The organism is Vibrio sp. M260121, assembly GCF_036533715.1.
In the GTDB taxonomy this organism is placed as follows: domain Bacteria; phylum Pseudomonadota; class Gammaproteobacteria; order Enterobacterales; family Vibrionaceae; genus Vibrio.
The window spans coordinates 1-21,724 of record NZ_JATABF010000051.1; the positions used below are offsets into that span (position 1 = coordinate 1).

Consider the following 21,724-nt stretch of genomic DNA (forward strand, 5'->3'; position numbering starts at 1 on the left):
ATCCCGAATCCCGAATCCCGAATCCCGAATCCCGAATCCCGAATCCCAGCTATACAAAACGCTATTGATTAGATATCGCAGTCGGCTTTGTGTGTATTGCCGAGAGGCTCAACAGTAAAACCACGTTCTTCGAGCAGCTCAATGATGTTGTCTTTGCCGACTAAATGCAAGCTGCCGACAACAATTGTGTATTGGCCTGACTTCTTCGGTAGCATTCTGCCAGAATCTAATTTTTCAGCCCAATCTCGGTTACGGTCGTACAAGAAAGCTTGATTAAACTCATCACTTGATTGTTCACTCATCGATGCTTCTTCTAATGTGCTGCCGTCTCCGCTTTTCCAGCTGTCGATTAAGCACTGCACCAGTTTTTCACCGCCATCGTATTCCTCAATCGAAGAAAGCAGCAGCTCTTTACCACCATCTTTTTGTCCCGCGATCAAATCCAACTGAAACTGCACACTTTCCAAAGGCAGTACTGGCACTTGTTGTTTATCGGCTAGGTTAATCAAGTGCATGTCGACGCCTTGGTCGGATGCATAACCCAGTTTGTTTACCAACATTAGCTGAATGGTTAAAGCCGCAGACCATGGCGGCGCATTGAGTAACTGTGCTTCTTGTAGGCCTAAGTCATTGGCTATCTCAGCAAGATGTTTGCGCTGGGTTCTATCTAAAACATCTTTGGCCAGAAATGCAGTTTTTGGGTAGGTCACGCCTTCAGTATTTCGAACATCGGCTTCGATGATTAAGCCATCACTGTTTTTGAGGAACTGGGTGACGGCTTTTGGCAGTGGATACATGGTTTTGTCACCCACATGGACGGAGCCAATAATCATGTATTCCATATCGCCTTTCTTTGCTAGCCAATGCTGTGGCTCGGCTTGAACTGAATAAGAAGTAAAAAAGACGATCAGAGATGACATTACGGACAAGAGTCGAAACATATTTTGCTCCTCGAATTCAATATGCATCTTATCTATAACACGGTTCGGCAAAATCGTCATTTTTAAAAATATTGACGAGTTTTAACGGCGGAGAAATGAGAGCTAATTCACGAAAGCGTTTCAATTGAGTTTGTTGTTAATGGTTCACTTAATAACCAATAGTGATCAAAATCCTATAAAACCAGTCGAACCCCATCAATATTCGTGATTAAGATCGCAACAAACTCGTCAAAAAAAGTTGGTCGTTTTTAACGTTTTAGCTAAGCGATTGAAATTAATATGTTTATATTTTTCTGCTTGAAGCTGAATTTGAGCTGGATCACTTCTTAGTTCCATTAATTTTACGCTTAGAAATAACTGCTTGTATGTTGAATGCAACTGTTAAGCGCCTCGCATTTAGGTGCTCACCATTTTTGATAAATGTCGTTTTGAACCACTGACTTTTTGGGGAAAGTAAGATGTTGAAACATAGTCTGATTGCTGCTTCTGTTATCGCTACATTGGCAGGTTGCTCTTCACTACAGAACTCTGAGCAACAAGTTGTAAACTCATTGGCTGACAACCTTGATATTCAATATGAAGTGTTGACTAACCACGGCGCAAATGAAGGTCTTGCATGTCAAGACATGGGTGCTGAGTGGGCGTCTTGTAACAAAGTAAACATGACGCTAGTTAACCAAGGTGAAGCGGTTGACTCTAAAGATTGGGCTATTTACTTCCACAGCATTCGTCTGATTTTGGATGTTGAAAACGAACAGTTCAAAATCTCTCGCGTAACGGGTGACCTACACAAACTAGAACCAACAGATAAGTTTGATGGTTTTGCTGCGGGTGAAGAGGTTGTGCTTCCTCTTGTTGCTGAATACTGGCAGCTATTTGAAACTGACTTCATGCCAGGCGCGTTTGTTGCTGCACCAAATGCAGAGCCTAAGATGATCGCTTCTCTTAACACAGAATACGTTGCATCTTTCGTGACTGGCCTTGAGGGTAACAACCTAAAACGTACGCCAGATGACAACAATGTATTTGCAAACGCTGTGTCTCGTTTCGAGAAGAACGAAGACCTAGCAAAACAAGACGTATCAACCACGTTACTACCAACGCCAATGTCTGTTGAAGCAGGTAAAGGTACGGTAGATATCGCGGCGGGTATCGCGCTGCCTAAAGACGCATTCGATGCGACTCAATACGCAGCAATTCAAGATCGTGCAGAAGTGGTAGGTGTGGATGTTCGTGGTGATCTTCCTGTAAGCATCACTGTTGTTCCTGCAGACTTCACCGGTGAATTAGCAAAGTCTGGTGCTTACGAGATGAGCATCAAAGGCGACGGTATTGCGATTAAAGCGTTTGACCAAGCGGGTGCTTTCTACGCAGTACAATCTATCTTTGGCCTGGTAGATAGCCAAAATGCTGATTCTCTACCACAACTGTCTATTAAAGACGCGCCTCGTTTTGATTACCGTGGTGTGATGGTGGATGTGGCTCGTAACTTCCACTCTAAAGACGCAATTCTTGCAACGCTAGACCAAATGGCAGCGTACAAGATGAACAAACTACACCTTCACCTAACGGACGATGAAGGCTGGCGTTTAGAAATCCCGGGTCTGCCTGAGCTGACAGAAGTGGGTGCTAACCGTTGTTTCGATACACAAGAGAAAAGCTGTTTACTGCCTCAGCTTGGCTCTGGTCCAACGACAGACAACTTTGGCTCTGGCTACTTCAGCAAAGCAGACTACGTGGAAATCTTGAAATACGCGAAAGCACGTAACATTGAAGTGATTCCAGAAATCGATATGCCAGCGCACGCTCGTGCAGCGGTAGTATCAATGGAAGCGCGTTACGACCGTCTAATGGAAGAAGGTAAAGAAGCAGAAGCGAACGAATACCGCCTGATGGATCCTAAAGATACATCGAATGTAACGACGGTTCAGTTCTACAACAAGCAAAGCTTCATCAACCCATGTATGGAATCTTCAACTCGCTTTGTTGATAAAGTGATTTCAGAAGTTGCAGCAATGCACCAAGAAGCGGGCTCACCGCTAACAACATGGCACTTTGGTGGTGACGAAGCGAAGAACATTAAGCTAGGCGCTGGTTTCCAAGATGTGAACGCTGAAGACAAAGTAAGCTGGAAAGGTACGATTGACCTGTCTAAACAAGACAAGCCATTCGCACAATCTCCACAATGTCAGACGCTAATTGCAGACGGTACGGTAAGCGACTTTGCTCATCTACCAAGCCACTTCGCAGAAGAAGTGTCGAAGATTGTGGCTGAGAAAGGCATTCCAAACTTCCAAGCTTGGCAAGATGGCCTTAAGTACAGTGAAGGTGAGAAAGCGTTCGCAACAGAAAACACACGTGTTAACTTCTGGGACGTTCTTTACTGGGGTGGCACATCATCAGTGTACGAGTGGTCAAAGAAAGGTTACGACGTGATCGTTTCTAACCCAGACTACGTTTACATGGACATGCCATACGAAGTGGACCCGAAAGAGCGTGGTTACTACTGGGCAACGCGTGCAACAGATACTCGTAAGATGTTTGGCTTTGCACCAGAGAACATGCCTCAGAACGCAGAAACGTCTCTAGACCGCGATGGCAACGGCTTTACTGGTAAAGGTGAAATCGAAGCGAAACCTTTCTACGGTCTATCTGCACAGCTTTGGTCTGAGACAGTACGTAACGACGAGCAATACGAGTACATGGTATTCCCTCGCGTACTGGCAGCGGCTGAGCGTGCATGGCACCGTGCAGACTGGGAAAACGACTACAAAGTGGGTGTTGAATACTCGCAAAACTCTAACCTAGTGGACAAAGCTGCGCTAAACCAAGACTACAATCGCTTTGCGAACGTACTTGGCCAACGTGAACTGGCTAAGCTAGAGAAATCAGGCATCGACTACCGCCTACCTGTACCAGGTGCGAAAGTAGAAGATGGCAAGCTAGCAATGAACGTTCAGTTCCCTGGCGTGAAGCTTCAATACTCTCTAGACGGCAAAAACTGGCTAACTTACGCAGACAATGCTCGTCCAAATGTGAAAGGTGAAGTGTTTATTCGCTCTGTATCTGCAACAGGCGAGAAGACAAGCCGCGTGACGAGCGTGAAGTAATTCTGCTAATCATTCACTAAAATCATTGTTCCTTACTCAAAGCCCTCAACTTATGTTGGGGGCTTTGTTTATTTTTCTGTGGAAAATAAGCGTGATCAATGTCTGATTATTTTTTACTGATAATTAAGTTCGCAATTTAGAAAGAAAAGAATAGTGTGATCTTGATGCTTGTTTAATGCTTGATTTGAGAGTGTAACTAGCCTGACTTCACACTTTATTTTTTTGACGAATTTTTAGGTTTTATAGCAAGACTCTGTATTTAATAAACTTTTTTGGATTTCGAAAATGTCGATTTGAATTGGATCACTGTTTTAAACGATTTATTTTTCAATGCGAATTAAATTGCGCAGTATTGCTGTCGCCAGGGAGGCACATCCCAATGTTTGCGATGAAGGGCAAGTGATAGCCGGACAACTCATCGCATAACGTGAACAAATAAAGGCAGCAATATTATGAAAAACGTTTTTGCACTAAGTGCACTTTCTCTTGTTTTCGCATCAAGCGCTTTCGCAGGCTCATCTTACGTAACGGGTAACATCCAATTCCACGATGATGGCCGAATCCACGGTTCGGACATGACATCAACGCTAGAAGCAGGCCACACTTTCGATAACCAATTCGGCGGCTTCACGGTTTACACTGAGTTTGACGGCATTCAACTAGGTAAACTAGAAACTGAAAACGGCGGTGCAGGTAACACAACTCCAGCAATCACAGTAGGTGGTGAGCAAGCATTTAACATCACTGATCACCTATGGGTTGCAGCAGGTTACCAACACCTATTCTCTGCGGGTGAGAGCATCCAATACCGTCCTTTGGTTAAAATCGGCTACAACTTCGATAACGGTATCTCGCTAAGCAACCGTACTCGTGCACATATTGATGCGACAGACGCTGATGCTGATACAGATTACCGCATGGATAACCGCATTGGTTACGCGATGAATGAAGACGTGACCTTCAGCTACAACAACGTTTACATGATTGAAGCAGAGACTATGGACCACGAGTTGCGTGCAACATGGACTCGTAAAGGCGTACAGCCATACTTTGAGTTCCGTAGTCAAGCTCACGGTGCAGAAAACTCAGCGGGTGACAGCCTAGTGAACAACGCGTTCGTGTTCGGTGCGTCTTACGGCTTCTAATTATAAAGTTTGTCTTAACTGTCCATTAAGAAAAAGCCCAGCGGTTTGAATCGCTGGGCTTTGTTTTTATTGGTCGTTGCCTTTGTGGTAACGGTATTCGTAAACCTGACCTTTCTCGTTGTAGGCGTAAACAGCGTAGCTGTCTTTCTTATCGCCGTACTCCATGCCCGGTGAGCCCATTGGCATACCCGGTACAGTCAGGCCTTTTGCATTTCGAGGTGGGTTTTCCAAAAACGCTTTAATGTCGTCGGCAGGAATATGGCCTTCAAATACGTAGCCATCGATCTCTGCGGTGTGGCAAGAGTAAAGCTGTTCGTTCTTGATGCCCAAATCGCGTTTGATCGCATTCATGTCATCATGCAGCTTCTCTTCCACAGTAAAGCCGTTCTCTTCCATGTGTTTTGTCCATTCGCCACAGCAGCCACAGTATGGCGATTTGTGGTTGATGACATCAGCGGCTAATACGTTCGCCGATGTGACAGCAAGCATTGTAAAGGTCAATAGTTTCAACTTCATAATATCCTCGAGAAGAAGTGTCGCTTACTTAATGGTAAACAGTCGTAGTCGATTTGCATTACTGACGACCGTGATTGAAGACAGTGCCATCGCTGCGCCAGCAACGACAGGACTGAGCAAAAATCCAAACGCTGGGTAAAGTACGCCTGCGGCGATAGGGATACCCAACGAGTTATAAACAAAGGCGCCGAACAAGTTTTGTTTCATGTTCTTAAGTGTCGCGCGCGAAAGTTCAATCGCATGCACAACGGCCATTGGTGATGTATTGAGAATGGTCATTTGTGAGCTTTCGATTGCCACGTCACTGCCACTTCCCATTGCGACACCAAGATCCGCCAGCGCAAGGGCTGGCGCGTCATTGATGCCATCACCGATCATCGCCACTGTGCGGCCTTGAGATTGCAGCAGTTCAATATGTTGTGCTTTCTCGTCGGGCATCACTTGAGCGATGACTTCATCCATGCCGAGCTCTTTGCCGATCGCATTGGCAACGTGTTGGTTGTCGCCTGTGAGCATGACGGTTTTTATGCCCTGCGATTTTAATGCAGACACCGCTTGTTTGGCATCAGATTTAATCGGGTCAGCGATGGCAATTAAACCAATCAGTTCGTTGTTCAGCGCTACAGCCACTGGTGTCCATGCGTTGTTTGCACAATCTTCAATCGCTTGCTTCATTGAGCTGGTATCAATCTGCTCGGTTTGCATAAATTGCAATGAGCCAATGAGTAGCGGTTGTGCTTGGTAAGTCGCAGTAATACCACGGCCACGAATGTTCTCGAATGCGCTCAACTCAACACTCTCAGTATTGTTCTTTCTCGCGTAATCACATACGGCTTTTGCCAATGGGTGCTCCGATTGACGCTCTGCCGCGTATGCCAGAGCAAGCATGTGCTCTTGGCTGGTGGCGTGAGTAAACACTTGCTGCACACTCGGTTTACCTTGAGTAAGCGTGCCAGTTTTATCGAATACGACCGTGTCAATTTTGCTCGCCAACTGTAGTGCATCAGCGTCTTTGATCAGAATGCCGAGCTCTGCGGCTTTACCGACACCAACGGTGACCGACAATGGCGTTGCTAAGCCTAGTGCACAAGGGCAGGCGATGATCAGGACGGTAGTCGTTACCACAAGCATATAGCTGGCTTTAGGTTCTGGACCTACGGCAAACCAAACCAAAGCGGCAAGGATTGCGATGCCGACCACGACCGGCACAAACACCGATGAAATCTGGTCTGCTAATTTGGCAATGGCAGGTTTGCTGCTTTGCGCTGTGCGTACCATGCGAATGATTCGAGCCAGCATGGTGTTCGCACCGATGCCCGTTGCTTCAATGACTAATCCACCATCGGTGTTCAGGGTACCGGCAGACACTTGTGCATCTTGCGCTTTTAACACTGGTACGGGTTCACCGGTTAGCATCGATTCATCAATGTACGATTCACCCTGTATCACAACGCCATCTACTGGCACTTTCTCGCCCGGTTTGATGCGCAGTTTCATGCCTAGCGTGATTTGCTCAACTGCGATCTGTTGATCACCTTGTTCTGTAATCGCAGTCGCTTGTTGAGGTTGCAGGTTAATCAGAGCCTGCAGTGAGCGTGTTGTGTTGGCTTTGGCTTTTGCCTCTATATAGTGACCAAGAGAAATTAAGCCGATGATCATTGCGCTTGCTTCAAAATACACATGGCGTGAAGCAAGAGGGAACCAGTCTGGGAAAATCACCACAAGCATTGAATAGAACCACGCCGCACCAGTACCTAGCGCTACTAAGGTGTCCATGGTGGCGCGTTTGTGAGTGGCTGCTAACCATGCGTTAGTAAAGAAGTGCTTACCCGCGGTTGCAAGCAGTAAGAGACACAGAATACCAATCGCGCCCCAAGCTAGCTGGTCGTTCGTATTGCGAATCACCATGTTGCCGCCAAACACTCCCCACAACATCAGTGGCGCACCGACAACTAAACCAGCAATGGCATCTAGCTTGAAGCGTTTTTGTTGGGCAAGTTGTTGAGCCGCTTGTTTTTCTTGTTGGGTTGCTGCGTCTTGCAAGATCTCTGCTTGGTAACCGGCCTGTTTTACGGATTCAACGATCGCTTGGTGCAGGGCTTCTGTATCTTGAGTGGCGAACACTAATGCACTTTGCTCAGCAAGGTTTACTTGTGCTTTCTCAATGCCTTCTACGTTAGTAAGTGCTTTCTCTACTGAAGAGACGCAACTCGCACACGTCATGCCTTGAATCAGCATTTGCAATTGAATACTCGCTGGTGGCACCTGTGCATCTTTAATATTGTTTTGCTTTTCTGCCTGTTCAATCTCTGGTGAGCTTTCTTCTTCTACTTCAATAGAATCAAGGCTAGCGGTATAGCCAAGAGTTGCCACAAGATCGATCACTTGCTGCTCTGAGAGTAGGGTCGTGATATCGAGTTGGGTTGTCGACGCTTGAAACGCAATGACGTCTTGATTCGCTTCTAATAAAGAAGAGAGTTTCTTCACGCAGCCGCCGCAGCTTAATCCAGCTAGATGGAACTGAAATTGATGACCAGCGAGATAACCCAGCGACTCGATCGATTCAACAATAGAAGAAAGAGGGGACTCGGTTTTCACCTCAACCATGGTCGGGGACAAATTGATGATCTCAACACTGTGATTGGCATGTAAAGCTTTCTCAACTTTTCTCGCACAGCCCATGCAGTTGAGCCCTGACATAGGTACAACGAACTGATACATAATTTGTCCTCAATAATAGTAATGAGCAGAGCATAAACCTTCCTGCAAGGGGAAGGTCAAGTTTTTCGACGCGAAACAAATTCGTCAAAATCGACGTTATTGCACAGCCTTTGTGCAGGGATTGTTGCGAGTTATCTCAAAGTTTTTTCTCTCTGAATATAAAGTTCCGTTAAAACGCCTAAAAGTTGAGTGAGGGCGCTCACGATTTTTGAGCTTTTTATATAAAAACAGAGAGAGATTGAGTGGTTTTGACGTTTTTATATTTTTATTTGTCACTATAAGTTGTTGTTAATTATTGGTTTATATTGCTTTTGATCTTCTGATTTTGAACTTGCTCAGATTGCGGTTTGGAAAGTTTTTTACTGCGAAAAAAGTTTGTCATATTTGCCCCGTCCACACATTGTTTCAAGTTCCTGCAATGTCCTAGTTAGCGAATTTGAAAATGGAAAAAACTAAAAATATAGGGGTTAAAAATGTCTTACCTAAAGAAAAGCCTACTTGCTACTGCAATCACAGGCATGATGTTCAGTGGTTCAGCTTTTGCTGATGGTGCAAACAGTGATGCAGCGAAAGAGTACCTAACTAAAGACTCTTTCTCTTACGAAGTTTACGGCATTATCGCGATGCAGGCCGCGTACCGCGATTACGATTCTGGTAGCAAAGCAACTGACGACGATTTGGGCGGCATGCAGCTAAACAACGAATCACGTATCGGCTTCCGTGGTAAAAAGCAATTCGCTAACTTTGAACCAACGTTCATTTGGCAAATCGAAGGTGGCTACGTAGACCCAAGCTTCGGTGGTGAAGGTGCAGGTCTTGGTGAGCGTGACACATTCGTAGGTTTTGAAAGTGCGTCTTGGGGTCAAGTTCGTCTAGGTCGTGTTCTTACTCCAATGTACGAGTTGGTTGACTGGCCAGCATCTAACCCAGGTCTAGGCGATGTTTACGACTGGGGTGGTGCGATCGGTGGTGCTAAGTACCAAGACCGTCAATCAAACACAATCCGTTGGGACTCTCCAATGTTTGCTGACAAATTCTCTCTAGATATCGCAGCGGGTGCAGGTGACAAAGCTGGTCTAGGTGAAGGCGACGATTACTGGGGCGGCATCGCGGCTCACTACAAGTTAGGTCCACTACAATTGGATGCTGCGTACGAAGGTAACCGCAACATCGAAGGTGAAGGTCAAACTTGGGAAAACAACACGTACCTAGTAGGTGTTCAAGGTTGGTTTGAAAACGGTATCTCTTTCTTCGCTCAATACAAATACATGGAAGCTGACGCAAGCAACGGTGTAAACGAGAAGCAAGATGCGATGTCTGCAGGTCTGATGTACACAACAGGTGACTGGCAGTACAAACTGGGTTACGCAGCAAACTTTGACCTAGAACGTGACGGTAAGACAATCGACAACACAGCAGATGATGTACTATCTGCACAGATCATGTACTTCGTAGACCCATCTGCAGTACTTTACGCTCGTGCACGTACTCTAGACTTCGGTGACGGTGCGTCTCAACTAGACGATAACACTAAAGCACGTTGGAAGTCAGCTGACTACGACGAGTTCTCTGTAGGTGTTGAATACTACTTCTAATATAGAAGCAGCTAAAAGGGCGGAAACGCCCTTTTTGTCTTGATACTTATTCACATAAGCCATTGGAATGACCGGCCTGTTAGTTTCAGTGGCTTATCTAAATTGGTATAAGACGAGAAAACCATGATGAAAAAAACAACCACACTATTAGGACTTTGCGCAATCCTTTCTGCGCCTGCATTTGCTGCTCAACTTACTCTGCAAGCGGAATTGGTTCCTCGCGTTCTCAACAGTGAGTTCGTCTACCCTGAGTGGATCTCTGACAACAACAGCATCAAAGTTGAAGATGGTGCAAACCAACTTGCTGTGAATGTTGGTCAAATTGTATTTGAAGATGGCAAGCGTCGTAAGTTTGATTCACAGCCGCTTTTACTTGAGTTCGATGCACCGAAAGATGCAGAGCTTACGCTGACATACAATAAGTTCCGCACGATTGAAGAAGCCAAAGCATTTGAAATGGATCCGAAACTGACGCTGAAAGACGCAAGCGGCAAAGATGTTGAGTTTTCTATGGTTCAACTTCGCAAAGGCGGCCTACAAGGGTTCCGCGACTATGAACGTGAAGTGGCTGATTACAACAAAGCAGTGAACAAGCAATCGACGAAAGCAAGCATCGCGGCGTCTCCGGCTGTCACTAAGACATTGAAAGAGTCATTCAGTGATCTAAGCCGTCAAGAGCAACAAGAATTCATGCAGTGGGCGATGCAGAATCTAAAATAATCGGCATTCGTAACTTTCTTTTGCGATAGCTTTTCTGTTGTTCTAAGTATTTTGTCGCTATAAATAAGAGGGCAGTACCTTAATCGGTGCTGCCCTGTTTGTATTTCTGGCGTTAAACCACACGGAAGGATTGTAGAATCGACTTACGGTGGTAAAATGTCGCCACTTTTATCCTTGATATTACAACGAGAGCCCTCTCGTTGCTCATTACCCCTAAGGAACTCTGATGACGGTTAAAACTCGTTTTGCTCCTAGCCCAACTGGCTACCTACATGTTGGTGGTGCGCGTACTGCACTTTACTCTTGGCTATACGCTAAAAACCAAGGTGGTGAATTCGTTCTACGTATCGAAGATACTGACCTTGAGCGTAACTCTCAGGAAGCGGTTGATGCGATCCTAGAAGGCATGGAATGGCTAGGTCTTGAGTGGAACGAAGGTCCTTACTTCCAAACTCAACGTTTTGATCGTTACAACGAGATGGTTGATAAGCTTCTAGAAGAAGACAAAGCATACAAATGTTACGCATCTAAAGAGCTGCTAGACGAAGTTCGTGCAGAGCAAGAAGCAAACAAAGAAATGCCTCGCTACGATGCTAACCATCCAAAGATCAAAGCGGCAAACGAAGCGGCAAAAGATGGCGATCCATGTGTTATCCGTTTCCGTAACCCGAAAGAAGGCAGCGTAGTATTTGATGACCAAATCCGTGGCCGTATCGAAATCAGCAACACACAAATGGATGATCTGATCATCCGTCGTACTGACGGTTCGCCAACTTACAACTTCTGTGTAGTGGTTGACGACTGGGATATGGGCATCACTCATGTAGTGCGCGGTGAAGACCACATCAACAACACGCCTCGTCAGATCAACATCTACGAAGCACTAGGTGCGCCAGTACCAACATTCGCACACTGTGCAATGATCCTAGGTGATGACGGTGCAAAACTGTCTAAGCGTCACGGCGCTGTATCAGTAATGCAATACCGCGATATGGGTTACCTACCTGCAGCACTAAACAACTACCTAGTGCGTCTTGGTTGGTCTCATGGTGACCAAGAGATCTTCACTCAAGAAGAAATGATCAACCTATTTAGCCTAAACGCAGTATCTAAGTCAGCGTCAGCATTCAACACTGACAAACTGCAATGGTTGAACAACCACTACATCAAGAACTCAGATCCAGCGTACGTTGCACAGCACCTACAATGGCACCTTGATCAACAAAAACTAGACGTAACAAACGGCCCAGCTATCACTGAAGTGATCAAGCTAGTGGGTGAGCGTTGCAACACGCTAGTTGAGCTAGCTGAGCAAATCCGTTACTTCTACGAAGACTTCGCTGAGTTTGAAGCGGGCGCGGCGAAGAAACACCTACGCGGCGTTGCTAAAGAGCCTCTAGAGCTTGCTCTAGCGAAAGCAGAAGCACTGACTGAGTGGACGACAGCGAACATCAAAGATGGCGTTATCGCAGCAGTATGTGAAGAGCTAGAAATCGGCATGGGTAAAATCGGTATGCCACTGCGCGTAGCAGTAACAGGTGGCGGTCAGTCTCCTTCTGTAGATGCAGTAATGGAACTGATTGGCAAAGAGCGCTGTGTTGTTCGCATCAAGATGGCGCTTGAGTTCATCGCTGAGCGTGAAGCAAACGCATAATTGCCTGAATAAATAATCAAAAGCCGCGATAAACTTCGCGGCTTTTTTGTATCTTACGCTAGGAAAACGGCCTAATTTAACCAAGGTTGGTTGTGTCTTGTGTATCTTTTATCATCAAGTTGCTCAAAAATTGATAAGTTTTACTTATCCAAATATAACCTTTGCAAATGCGTATTTGCTTGTTTCATACGAAATATCTCTCTGAATTAAAAACACAATCCATAAAGTTCCCTATTTATCGTCTCATTAATGAGAAGTTAATTTGCTTTACCTATTCTTTTTCGAAATATAACGCAAACGTTTGCGTTGTTGTCGTAGCTCGCTTTAGAGTGCTCTAGATCACATTAAGTCATGCTTTTCGATGACATTAAATTGACAGTTTTGGGATTTGTCTCGGGATTTCTTGGGGTTATAGTGCTCGCCGTCAGTGAGGGTGCGATATGCACCACTGACCAGGAGGTATACCCAAGTGACTTTTATGCAAACAGTCGGAAGTTACTTCGGTATCAAACTCAAAGGAACTGAATAAAAGAATTGAAATACAACGTCAGTCAGGCGGCGCATTTCGTTACGAACAAGAGAACTTCTTTTAGAGGAATCAATAATGAAAAAACTAGCAGCGGTAATTTCAGCTTCTTTACTTATGGCTTCAGCAGCGCACGCAGAAGTATACATGGGCGGTAAGATGGGTAAGTCTTGGATGGACGACGCTTGTGTAGCTGGTCAAGCTTGTGACAAAGATGGCTCTACTCTAGGTGCTTTTGTTGGTTACGAAATGAATGACTACTTCTCAGTAGAAGCTGGTTTCGACAACCTAGGTGACTTCGACCAAACTTCTTTCGGTGGCCACGTAGAAGCAATCACTCTTGCTCCTAAGTTCAGCCTACCAATCACAGAAGACATCGCACTTTACGGTAAAGTGGGTGGTGCTTACCTAATGATGAACGACGGTAAAGATGACTACTCTTACCTAGGTGCAGCTGGTCTTGAATTCAACGTTAGCGAAAACGTAACAGCACGTGCGGAATACCAAACAATCACTGACATCAGCAACGATTCAGTGAAAGCAATGGGCAACTCTGCAACGCTAGGTGTTGCATTCAAGTTCGGCGGCAACGATGAAGTTGTTGTAGAAGAAGAGCCAATCGTTGAAGAAGTGGTTGTAGAAGAAGTTGCTCCAGTAGTAGTAACTAAGACTTTCGAAACTCAAACAATCGGTACTGGTAGCTTCGCACTAAACAGCACTACTCTTAAGCCAGAGAGCGCTTCGAAACTAGACGACCTAGTAGCATTCCTAAACGAGTACCCACAAGCGAACGTTGACGTAATTGGTTACACAGATACTTCAGGCCCAGCGGCTTACAACCAAAAAGTTTCTGAGAAGCGTGCTGAATCTGTAGCTAACGCTCTTGTAGAAAAAGGCATCGACGCAGATCGCATTCACGCTCGTGGCGAAGGTGAAAACAACCCAATCGCTTCAAACGAGACTCGTGAAGGTCGTGAACAAAACCGTCGCGTAGAAGTTGTTGTTCCTGAGTTCGAATACCAAGTTCAGCAATAAGCTCCTATCTGACCGTTAGAAGCCTTAAGCGCTGAATGCCCCAAAGAGTTCGCTCTTTGGGGCTTTTTATATCTGAATTTAGATGTTTCAAAAAGAATCAACACTGATGCTATTTACAGTTTTGTATTTTATTACTTTAATTATCTATGAGTTTTGCTTACCCTTTTAGCTATTAATAGAATTATTAGTTAGCACTATGTCTAAGAGCAATTTAATTACAAATACTGGACACCGCTTCATTTCGAAAGGCAAGACCGCCTTTAAGATTCATATCCACACACCGGAAGATACCGTTTTGCATCGTTCCGTGGGATTCGTGCGCATTGGAGAAAAGAGAGGTCTTAAGAAGGCCATCAAACTGCGTAATGAGCTCGGGCGTGAGATGTGGGGGAAGTTTTGGCGGAGACTATTGAAAGACCCGTACTTAATGACGCGGTTGCCACACAGTGTGGAGCCTAAGATAGTCCACAAACCAAATCCGACGTTGGATGATCCAGACAACCGTGACACTTGTTATATTGCAAAGTGGCGTGAGTTTAATGACGCTGGCGAATACAAGTACAAAACGGTGGTGCGGTCTATCAACAAGTACGGCAAGCTTGCGGCTTATATGCAAACCAAAAAAGCTCTGCTCGATGCACACAAAGATAATCTCGAAATCTTGACCTTTATGGGGCGTCTCAACAGCATCGACCTCAAATAGAGATGCGGTTAGCTTTCTCTTGTTTTCCTTTCTCTGATCAAAAGACATAAAAAAGCCTTAGCTTAAATAAACGAAGCTAAGGCGATGAGTGGCGCCCCCAGTAGGATTCGAACCTACGACCTGTCCCTTAGGAGGGGACTGCGCTATCCAGCTGTGCCATGGGGGCGTAATCAAATAAGATGCGTTGCCTATGATATTCAAAAGTAGGCATATCGCAAAGCGTTATACGCGTTGCTAAAGCATCTTGTTCATTACGTCGCCAATTTGCACACTAGAGGCAAGGTTTGGCTGCTCAATAGTCAGCTCCGCTTCGTGTTCGTAAACACGAGTTACTCTTAGGGTAATATCGCTCTGAGAGACCTTATTACGTGGTAAGCCGTTTTGGTCGATGAAAGACGCTGTGTGCCACAATTGCAGCTGATCTCCCTCTTGTACGCCGTGCATGCGGCCAAGATCCATGGTTACAGTATTGCCAAATACAGCAACCACTTCTGGTAGCGTGATTTTACAAGACAGCTCCGATTCCAAATCCAACATAATGTTGCGGCTAACGCGCAGCATCATCTCACCGTAAGTTGATGCCCAGAAACGAGCACTGCGAGTATCGACTTGGCTGGTTTTAGCAAATGGCCACTTCGCCACTTCGCGGTAGTTCTTGTGGTAAACCTCGTGGCCTGTTTTTCCGTCGAAGACTTTCATCTCCATCGCAAACTGGCGGTTGATAACGTCGTCTTTAAGCAGCTTGGCATCGATCGTGGCAGTCAAGTCGGTAATGACACCGCCGATGATGTATTGCGCGCCATTGTCTTGCGCGATCATCTTAGTGCGCTCTGGGTAATTAGCACTGATGGAGTAATCGGTAGTACCAACAGACACAAAACTGCGTGAGGTTTGATCAAGCTGACGATTGACCACGTGGCTAAAGTCATCACCAACATTGTAGATTTGACCCATGACCGCTTGTTGAGGAGAAGCGACGTCGATGTTGCCGACTAAGATCGTCTTCTTGTATTGATCCACGTGGCAACCCGTTGCCGATGGATAAATATCCACTCGGATCCTCATTTCCATCTTGCCGCTGCGTTTACGCTCTGACTCGACCAGGATGTAACGTACTTCATGGTTGGTGAATTGGTACTCTTTGCGGTTTTCTTCCAGCAATGGCATCAAGTTACTGATGCTGCCAATGTCTGCGCCCGAAAAGTTGACAGCCTTGAAGAGCGCGTCTTCCAACGCATGCAGCCTTGCCGCTTCTTCAGAAGAAACGATGGTGGCAACGCCTGTCACTTCATACCAAGATGCAGCCGCACGAAATGGCGTCATCAATATAAAAGTGATTGATATTAGGCTAAAAAATAATTTTTTCATTGTTAGTAACCGTTCGGGTATAAATATTGCTTTACCAATTTCAGTGAAGTTTGGTGGGCTTTTCTTTCGTTCGACAAACAGAAGAAAAGCAAAGACTGTTCCAAGATTACGTTTTATTGAAATGAAGTCGAAAAAGAGCAGTAACACCTAAGATTATCTGGAGAATCAAACCATGAAAAGATGGCTTGTTGCCGCATCGATGATGACGCTTTTAACATCGTGCGCGTACTCACCAATTTACAATGGTAAAGAACCGTATTCTGGCAGCCAATTCATGCTGATGGACAGTCCACGTCATACGATGGACTATTTCATTGAGAGCATGACGGAAGAGCTAATGGTTTCGAACGTTGCAGTATCGTCGCGTACACCGATTGCGATTACTTCTTTTGTCGATCTGCAAAACATGGATGCAACCAACTGGCTTGGTAACTCGGTATCGGAAGGGTTTATTCACCAATTCCAGCGCCGAGGTTTTAAAGTTGTGGATTTCAAAACCACAGGTTCAATTCAAGTGACTCAGCAAGGCGATTTCGCACTGAGCCGTGATTGGCAAGACTTGGCACAAGAGCAAGAGATCCAGTACGTGCTGACAGGCACTATGCTTCGCCAAGAAGGTGGTGTGCTCGTGAATGCTCGTGTTGTGGGCATGCAGAGCCGCATTGTGGTTGCAACGGCGCAAGGTTTCTTACCTGCGGATCGTATTGGCCGTGATTTGGATACGCTGAACAGCATCCGCACCCAAGATGGCGTGCTTATTCGTTCTGACCCTACTATTCGTCAGCCATACACTGTGATTCTCCGCCCGTAGGAAACTAGCATGAAGAAGTTATTATTTATTATCGCAACATTGGTGCTGGTGGGATGTCAGCCTCTACAACAGATGCGCCAAGATGAGATTTTGTTGGCTGTGGGTTATGCAAGCGTAAGTGAGCAAACTGGCCGTACTGTCGAAGAGAAACGTGTTCGTGCAATGCGTGCGTCTAAGATTGATGCCTATCGTGAACTTGCTGAGCAAGTGTATGGTATGCGAGTGAGTGGGCGTGCAGAGCTTGCTGATCAACGTCTAGGCATTGAAAGCACGTCGGGCGCGGTCGATGGCGTTATTCGAGGTGCAGAAGTCGTGCGCAGTTACTTAGTAGAAGATAGTTATGTGACAGAGTTGCGTTTGGATATCCGTAAGATGGATAAACTGCGTGACTACGGTGAAGTACAACAGGTGCCTGAGAAGCGTCAGCAGACCTTGTTCTAATACAACTTCACAAACAGATAATCTATTTGAGCGACGGGTTGGCAACAATCGGTCGCTTTTTTATACGTGTGAGTTTTATTCGTATTAGCTTTGTACGCGAGAGTTTTATGCGCGTTAGGTTTTATGAACGTTAGGTTTGGGTTACGTTTTGGCTGTGTTTTGGGGAAGAGAGTCACTAGCTAAAAGACAACTTCGATAGGGCAGTTGTGGGGTGAGCTCAAAGAGCTAAGCTTTAATGTTAGTGCCTAGAGTCGAAATGGTGTGCGTTTTGCCGCCGGCATTGTAGGTCATGCCGACCTTACCGTGGGTACGCTGAAGCATGTTGTTAAGTTTATTGAAACTGGATTGAGCACGATTGAGCGATTCACCGTTCATTTGGTTTACTTGCTGACAATCGAGAATGATAGATTGGATCTGTGCGACAACCTGACTTAGGTTTGCATCTTCGGTAAGTTGATTGACGTGCGGGTGAGAGGCGATTCGCTGGTCAGTTGTTCTTAATTGACCAATGAGTGTCATCTTTTCTTTGGCAAGTTTCTCGATCTCAGTAGACACACGTGCGCTGATCGCCTGTGTTTCTTGACGTAACACACCAGAAAGTGCTTTTGCATTTTCTAGCTGGAAGTTAACAAGATCGACTAATGCTGCCATGAATTCTTACCTTGGGCCTAAGTCAGTTAGCTTTTGCCTTGCAATTCGTTTTCAAACTTGATCATGTTGTCCGCCAGTTTCTCTGGGTCAACTTTGTATGAACCGTTTGCAATTGCTTCTTTGATTGCCGCCACTTTTGCGCTGTCATAAGCCGGAGAAGCTGCCATATCCTTCTGGAGTTTGCTGACTGCTTTGCCTTGTTGGCTTAGTGATACCGCGTCTTGTTGTGCTGGCGCTTTTTTCGATTCCGTTGTGCTGGTTGCACTAGAATCCGTTCGTGCAGGTGCGCGACTTGTCGTCGTCATCATCTGACCTGAACGTATATTATCTATACCTGCCATGTTTCAACCTTAAACTCGTATCGTAATACTGGTATCCAGACTATCGACCAAGGGCAAAATAACTTTAGTGATTTTTTGCATTTTTATTGATCGATTTGCCGTACACCAACCAACCCTAGAAGGTGATGGTGATTTCCGCAATGCCTGTCACAATTCCTTCTATTATACGTTGGGACTTATCATTTTTCACTCTTACTTGATCTCCAGCGGATCCATCCTGTAATGCCGTGCCCTGCGTGGTGATCGTCATACCCGATTTTACGGCTTTGATCGTGACTTTCTCATTGCGGCATACCACGCAGACATCATTGCGTTCTACAACATCGCCAAGACGAACGTTACGTTTTAGCTTTGAACCGATCACTTGGTCCATATTGCTAAAACCATCTTTACGAAAACGTTGTAATTCGATCATTGAAGTTGTCACATCAGAAGCACTGATGATCTCACCACGGCCGAGTTGACGCGTTGAAACGATCATCGGAACCGATGCTGAGATCCTCACAGGAACATAAACCTTCCAGTCATCGACGGGGCATTCAACCAATACGTTGATGTTACTGCGTGTGCTACTGGTTGAAGATGCAGATGTATCAAGGGGTTCTGGGCAATCGGTGGCTTTGATACGTGGATCAATATTTGCCGCATTGACGGACAAATTTCCTCCCGCTGGTTGCTCTACCGTGCTAAGAATGTGCTGCTCGGCGGCGGTTCGGATTTGCTCGATCTGACTTTCCGTTGCTGAATGAACAAAAAAGCTAAACATACTGAGCAAAATGCCGATAGACTTAGCGTACTTTGTAAATAACGCTCTACATATTGTCATAGTAAATGGTGTTGAATTCATATTATGATACGCCATACTGTTTCTCTGGTATTATGCCTGCCAGTCGTAGAGTATCATTTAAAAACAAAAAGTTTGAGATGGAGATGAGCATATGACGGGGATTCTTGACTCGGTGAATCAGCGTACGCAACTCGTCGGCCAAAACCGATTGGAACTACTCACTTTTCGGTTGATGGGACGACAGCGCTACGGCATTAACGTATTCAAAGTAAAAGAAGTACTACAGTGCCCTAAGCTGACTTCAATGCCAAACCTACACCCGCTAGTGAAAGGTGTCGCTCATATCCGTGGCCATACCGTGTCAGTGATTGACTTAAGTTTGGCAATTGGTGGCCGTCCAACGACAGATATCGATAAATGTTTTGTTGTGATTGCTGAATTCAACCGTACTATCCAAGCGTTTTTGGTGTCTTCGGTTGAGCGCATTATTAACATGCACTGGGAAGCGATTTTGCCGCCGCCTGATGGTGCTGGTAAAGCGCACTACCTAACAGCGGTAACAAACATCGACAACGAGCTAGTAGAAATTCTGGACGTTGAGAAAATCTTGGCAGAGATTGCACCAGTAGACGAAACCATGGATTCAAGCATCGGCGAAGAGATCGCAGTTGCTGAACAAGAGAAGCCAATCGTGCGCCGCGTATTGATCGCGGATGACTCGACGGTCGCGCGTAAACAGGTTGAGCGTGCAATTACTTCAATCGGTTTTGAAGTTGTCTCTGTGAAAGATGGTAAAGAAGCGTACAATAAGCTGCTTGAAATGGCACAAGAAGGTAGCATCTACGATCAGATCTCTTTGGTCATTTCAGATATCGAAATGCCAGAGATGGATGGCTACACACTAACGGCCGAAATTCGCCGAAATGCAGATTTGAAGAACCTTTATGTTATCCTGCACTCCTCATTGAGTGGCGTCTTCAACCAAGCAATGGTTGAGCGCGTAGGTGCAAACACCTTCATTGCGAAATTTAACCCAGATGAATTGGGTAACGCGGTTAAATCTGCATTAACACAATAAAAGAGACATTAATGACTGCTATTACAATCAGTGATCAAGAGTATCGTGACTTTAGCCGTTTTCTAGAATCACAATGTGGCATCGTATTAGGTGACAGTAAACAATACCTAGTGCGCAGCCGACTGAGCCCGCTTGTGACAAAGTTCAAGCTGGCGTCGCTGTCGGATTTGCTACGTGATGTCGTGACTGGCCGCAATCGTGAACTACGCATTGCCGCTGTTGATGCGATGACGACTAACGAAACATTGTGGTTCCGAGATACTTATCCGTTCACGGTATTAGCTGACAAACTGTTACCGGAGATGGCGGCAAACAAGCGACCAATCAAAATTTGGTCGGCTGCGAGCTCTTCAGGCCAAGAACCTTACTCAATGGCAATGACGATTCTGGAAACGCAGCAGCGTAAACCGGGTTTATTGCCAAGCGTGTCGATCACCGCGACGGATATTTCAGCAAGTATGTTGGATATGTGCCGTGCGGGTGTTTACGATAATCTTGCCTTAGGTCGTGGTCTTTCGCCTGAGCGTCGTCGCACCTTCTTTGAAGATGCAGGCGATGGCCGCATGAAAGTGAAAGACAACGTAAAACGCCTAGTGAACTTCCGTCCACAAAACTTGATGGAGAGCTACGCGTTAATGGGTAAGTTCGACATCATTTTCTGTCGTAACGTACTGATTTACTTCTCACCAGAGATGAAATCGAAAGTACTGAACCAAATGGCAAACAGCCTAAACCCGGGCGGTTACCTACTGCTGGGTGCGTCAGAATCACTGACGGGTTTGACAGACAAGTTTGAGATGGTGCGCTGCAACCCAGGTATTATTTACAAGTTAAAGTAGCGACAAGCTAAAATAGCGGACTCTTTTAACCACTTCAAAAGCCTGACCTTTGTGTCAGGCTTTTCTTTTTTCTCCCACTTTTCTCGTTTCATTCTTGCTTCCTTTTTTCCCCTCTCTGCTGTAAAAGCCAGCGTCATTTTTGCCTATGGGCAGGCATCGGGTGTATATTTTTTAGTGAGCCGAGCTGATTACTTGGCTCGATATGACATTTCATCAATCACTTTGGCTTGCTTATTGCAATCCATTACCTCGATAACTGAAGCGGCAAAACGGCATGTTCTATTTTTGGCACGCTAATTGCTTTTTAGTTATTAATAACGGTCAGTTCTTAATGTAGAGGCAAACATGGCTATATCTTTTGACAACGCACTAGGCATCCACCAATACACGGTGGGCGTACGTGAGCGCAACGCGGAGGTGATTTCCACCAACATCGCGCAAGCTAACACGCCTGGCTACAAATCAAGAGGTTTAGATTTTGCTAAGGAATTGCAGGCGGCAACATCTGGGGCAAGCATTGGTCTTAGCCGCACAGATGGTCGGCACATTCCTGCCACTACGACGTTGGTCGGGGACAAACTCTATCGTCTTCCTACGCAACCAGATACGGGCGATGGCAACACGGTAGATTTGGATTTAGAGCGTAACTTGTTTATGCAAAACCAAATCAGACACCAAGCATCACTCGACTTTCTAGGCAGCAAATTCAAGAACTTAACCAAAGCAATCAAAGGGGAATAAT

At 45.6% G+C, this 21,724-nt stretch carries 19 protein-coding genes and 1 tRNA gene; 12 read left to right on the forward strand and 8 right to left on the reverse strand.

The genetic code is table 11. The features are described 5' to 3' along the window. Positions 1–68: 68 nt before the first annotated feature. Complete coding sequence (locus QTO06_RS21845; protein ID WP_331409767.1) at positions 69–941, reverse strand: TraB/GumN family protein; 873 nt, start codon at positions 939–941, stop codon at positions 69–71. A 458-nt stretch (positions 942–1,399) separates the two neighbouring features. On the opposite strand from QTO06_RS21845, the gene QTO06_RS21850 reads away from it, so the two are divergent. Next, the gene (locus tag QTO06_RS21850; RefSeq protein ID WP_331409769.1) at positions 1,400–4,051 is read left to right on the forward strand and encodes a beta-N-acetylhexosaminidase; all 2,652 of its coding nucleotides are present in this window, start codon (positions 1,400–1,402) and stop codon (positions 4,049–4,051) included. Between the two features lie 452 nt (positions 4,052–4,503). After that, positions 4,504–5,196: an oligogalacturonate-specific porin KdgM family protein gene (locus QTO06_RS21855; RefSeq protein WP_005438618.1), complete on the forward strand. Its 693-nt coding sequence runs from the start codon at positions 4,504–4,506 to the stop codon at positions 5,194–5,196. Between the two features lie 66 nt (positions 5,197–5,262). On the opposite strand, the gene QTO06_RS21860 is transcribed toward QTO06_RS21855, so the two are convergent. After that, a complete protein-coding gene (locus QTO06_RS21860) occupies positions 5,263–5,712 on the reverse strand; it encodes a DUF411 domain-containing protein (protein ID WP_009705665.1) in 450 nt (149 codons plus the stop codon). Between the two features lie 24 nt (positions 5,713–5,736). After that, complete coding sequence (locus QTO06_RS21865; protein ID WP_331409771.1) at positions 5,737–8,433, reverse strand: heavy metal translocating P-type ATPase; 2,697 nt, start codon at positions 8,431–8,433, stop codon at positions 5,737–5,739. Positions 8,434–8,906: 473 nt separating this feature from the next. Between QTO06_RS21865 and chiP the strand changes: the two genes are divergently transcribed. From chiP to QTO06_RS21890, 5 genes are all read left to right on the forward strand, one after another. Further along, positions 8,907–10,028, forward strand: a complete 1,122-nt coding sequence (gene chiP / locus QTO06_RS21870; RefSeq protein ID WP_005438625.1) for a chitoporin — start codon at positions 8,907–8,909, stop codon at positions 10,026–10,028. Between the two features lie 123 nt (positions 10,029–10,151). Further along, positions 10,152–10,748, forward strand: coding sequence for a YccT family protein (locus QTO06_RS21875; RefSeq protein WP_020196225.1), 597 nt, complete (start codon positions 10,152–10,154; stop codon positions 10,746–10,748). A gap of 226 nt (positions 10,749–10,974) precedes the next feature. Continuing rightward, positions 10,975–12,402 (forward strand): glutamate--tRNA ligase, encoded by a 1,428-nt coding sequence (gene gltX, locus QTO06_RS21880; RefSeq protein WP_331409775.1) that lies wholly within the window; start codon positions 10,975–10,977, stop codon positions 12,400–12,402. Between the two features lie 604 nt (positions 12,403–13,006). After that, positions 13,007–13,963 carry an OmpA family protein gene (locus tag QTO06_RS21885; RefSeq protein WP_331409777.1) on the forward strand — a complete coding sequence of 319 codons (957 nt, stop codon included), beginning with the start codon at positions 13,007–13,009 and terminating at the stop codon, positions 13,961–13,963. Positions 13,964–14,159: 196 nt separating this feature from the next. Then, positions 14,160–14,666, forward strand: coding sequence for a hypothetical protein (locus QTO06_RS21890; protein WP_027726697.1), 507 nt, complete (start codon positions 14,160–14,162; stop codon positions 14,664–14,666). Positions 14,667–14,755: 89 nt separating this feature from the next. Here the strand turns inward: QTO06_RS21890 and QTO06_RS21895 are convergent. Continuing rightward, positions 14,756–14,832 (reverse strand) — tRNA-Arg (locus tag QTO06_RS21895). 68 nt (positions 14,833–14,900) lie between these two features. Continuing rightward, positions 14,901–16,034: a flagellar assembly protein FlgT gene (locus tag QTO06_RS21900; RefSeq protein WP_331409779.1), complete on the reverse strand. Its 1,134-nt coding sequence runs from the start codon at positions 16,032–16,034 to the stop codon at positions 14,901–14,903. A gap of 172 nt (positions 16,035–16,206) precedes the next feature. Between QTO06_RS21900 and QTO06_RS21905 the strand changes: the two genes are divergently transcribed. Both QTO06_RS21905 and flgP read left to right on the forward strand, forming a co-directional pair. Then, on the forward strand, positions 16,207–16,845 hold the full coding sequence (locus tag QTO06_RS21905) for a FlgO family outer membrane protein (RefSeq protein ID WP_005425606.1): 639 nt from the start codon (positions 16,207–16,209) through the stop codon (positions 16,843–16,845). Positions 16,846–16,854: 9 nt separating this feature from the next. Continuing rightward, complete coding sequence (gene flgP / locus QTO06_RS21910) at positions 16,855–17,286, forward strand: flagellar assembly lipoprotein FlgP (RefSeq protein ID WP_005438638.1); 432 nt, start codon at positions 16,855–16,857, stop codon at positions 17,284–17,286. Positions 17,287–17,511: 225 nt separating this feature from the next. Here flgP and QTO06_RS21915 read toward each other — a convergent pair whose 3' ends face one another. From QTO06_RS21915 to flgA, 3 genes are all read right to left on the reverse strand, one after another. Then, positions 17,512–17,937 carry a flagella synthesis protein FlgN gene (locus QTO06_RS21915; protein ID WP_005438640.1) on the reverse strand — a complete coding sequence of 142 codons (426 nt, stop codon included), beginning with the start codon at positions 17,935–17,937 and terminating at the stop codon, positions 17,512–17,514. Between the two features lie 26 nt (positions 17,938–17,963). Continuing rightward, positions 17,964–18,278, reverse strand: coding sequence for a flagellar biosynthesis anti-sigma factor FlgM (gene flgM / locus QTO06_RS21920; RefSeq protein WP_005425628.1), 315 nt, complete (start codon positions 18,276–18,278; stop codon positions 17,964–17,966). Positions 18,279–18,393: 115 nt separating this feature from the next. Next, entirely contained in the window at positions 18,394–19,140 is a 747-nt protein-coding gene (gene flgA, locus QTO06_RS21925) for a flagellar basal body P-ring formation chaperone FlgA (RefSeq protein ID WP_005438643.1), read from the reverse strand. A gap of 76 nt (positions 19,141–19,216) precedes the next feature. Between flgA and QTO06_RS21930 the strand changes: the two genes are divergently transcribed. From QTO06_RS21930 to flgB, 3 genes are all read left to right on the forward strand, one after another. Continuing rightward, positions 19,217–20,143 (forward strand): chemotaxis protein CheV, encoded by a 927-nt coding sequence (locus QTO06_RS21930; RefSeq protein WP_005425637.1) that lies wholly within the window; start codon positions 19,217–19,219, stop codon positions 20,141–20,143. A gap of 11 nt (positions 20,144–20,154) precedes the next feature. Beyond that, complete coding sequence (locus QTO06_RS21935) at positions 20,155–20,982, forward strand: protein-glutamate O-methyltransferase (RefSeq protein WP_005438646.1); 828 nt, start codon at positions 20,155–20,157, stop codon at positions 20,980–20,982. A gap of 345 nt (positions 20,983–21,327) precedes the next feature. Then, positions 21,328–21,723 carry a flagellar basal body rod protein FlgB gene (gene flgB / locus QTO06_RS21940; RefSeq protein WP_005425594.1) on the forward strand — a complete coding sequence of 132 codons (396 nt, stop codon included), beginning with the start codon at positions 21,328–21,330 and terminating at the stop codon, positions 21,721–21,723. Position 21,724: the final 1 nt, after the last annotated feature.

What these genes read in the sequence shown, in the direction of transcription:
- QTO06_RS21845 (WP_331409767.1), bottom strand. Translation starts at nt 941, where the DNA reads ATGTTTCGACTCTTGTCCGTAATGTCATCTCTGATCGTCTTTTTTACT.
- QTO06_RS21850 (WP_331409769.1), top strand. Translation starts at nt 1,400, where the DNA reads ATGTTGAAACATAGTCTGATTGCTGCTTCTGTTATCGCTACATTGGCA.
- QTO06_RS21855 (WP_005438618.1), top strand. Translation starts at nt 4,504, where the DNA reads ATGAAAAACGTTTTTGCACTAAGTGCACTTTCTCTTGTTTTCGCATCA.
- QTO06_RS21860 (WP_009705665.1), bottom strand. Translation starts at nt 5,712, where the DNA reads ATGAAGTTGAAACTATTGACCTTTACAATGCTTGCTGTCACATCGGCG.
- QTO06_RS21865 (WP_331409771.1), bottom strand. Translation starts at nt 8,433, where the DNA reads ATGTATCAGTTCGTTGTACCTATGTCAGGGCTCAACTGCATGGGCTGT.
- chiP (WP_005438625.1), top strand. Translation starts at nt 8,907, where the DNA reads ATGTCTTACCTAAAGAAAAGCCTACTTGCTACTGCAATCACAGGCATG.
- QTO06_RS21875 (WP_020196225.1), top strand. Translation starts at nt 10,152, where the DNA reads ATGATGAAAAAAACAACCACACTATTAGGACTTTGCGCAATCCTTTCT.
- gltX (WP_331409775.1), top strand. Translation starts at nt 10,975, where the DNA reads ATGACGGTTAAAACTCGTTTTGCTCCTAGCCCAACTGGCTACCTACAT.
- QTO06_RS21885 (WP_331409777.1), top strand. Translation starts at nt 13,007, where the DNA reads ATGAAAAAACTAGCAGCGGTAATTTCAGCTTCTTTACTTATGGCTTCA.
- QTO06_RS21890 (WP_027726697.1), top strand. Translation starts at nt 14,160, where the DNA reads ATGTCTAAGAGCAATTTAATTACAAATACTGGACACCGCTTCATTTCG.
- QTO06_RS21900 (WP_331409779.1), bottom strand. Translation starts at nt 16,034, where the DNA reads ATGAAAAAATTATTTTTTAGCCTAATATCAATCACTTTTATATTGATG.
- QTO06_RS21905 (WP_005425606.1), top strand. Translation starts at nt 16,207, where the DNA reads ATGAAAAGATGGCTTGTTGCCGCATCGATGATGACGCTTTTAACATCG.
- flgP (WP_005438638.1), top strand. Translation starts at nt 16,855, where the DNA reads ATGAAGAAGTTATTATTTATTATCGCAACATTGGTGCTGGTGGGATGT.
- QTO06_RS21915 (WP_005438640.1), bottom strand. Translation starts at nt 17,937, where the DNA reads ATGGCAGCATTAGTCGATCTTGTTAACTTCCAGCTAGAAAATGCAAAA.
- flgM (WP_005425628.1), bottom strand. Translation starts at nt 18,278, where the DNA reads ATGGCAGGTATAGATAATATACGTTCAGGTCAGATGATGACGACGACA.
- flgA (WP_005438643.1), bottom strand. Translation starts at nt 19,140, where the DNA reads ATGGCGTATCATAATATGAATTCAACACCATTTACTATGACAATATGT.
- QTO06_RS21930 (WP_005425637.1), top strand. Translation starts at nt 19,217, where the DNA reads ATGACGGGGATTCTTGACTCGGTGAATCAGCGTACGCAACTCGTCGGC.
- QTO06_RS21935 (WP_005438646.1), top strand. Translation starts at nt 20,155, where the DNA reads ATGACTGCTATTACAATCAGTGATCAAGAGTATCGTGACTTTAGCCGT.
- flgB (WP_005425594.1), top strand. Translation starts at nt 21,328, where the DNA reads ATGGCTATATCTTTTGACAACGCACTAGGCATCCACCAATACACGGTG.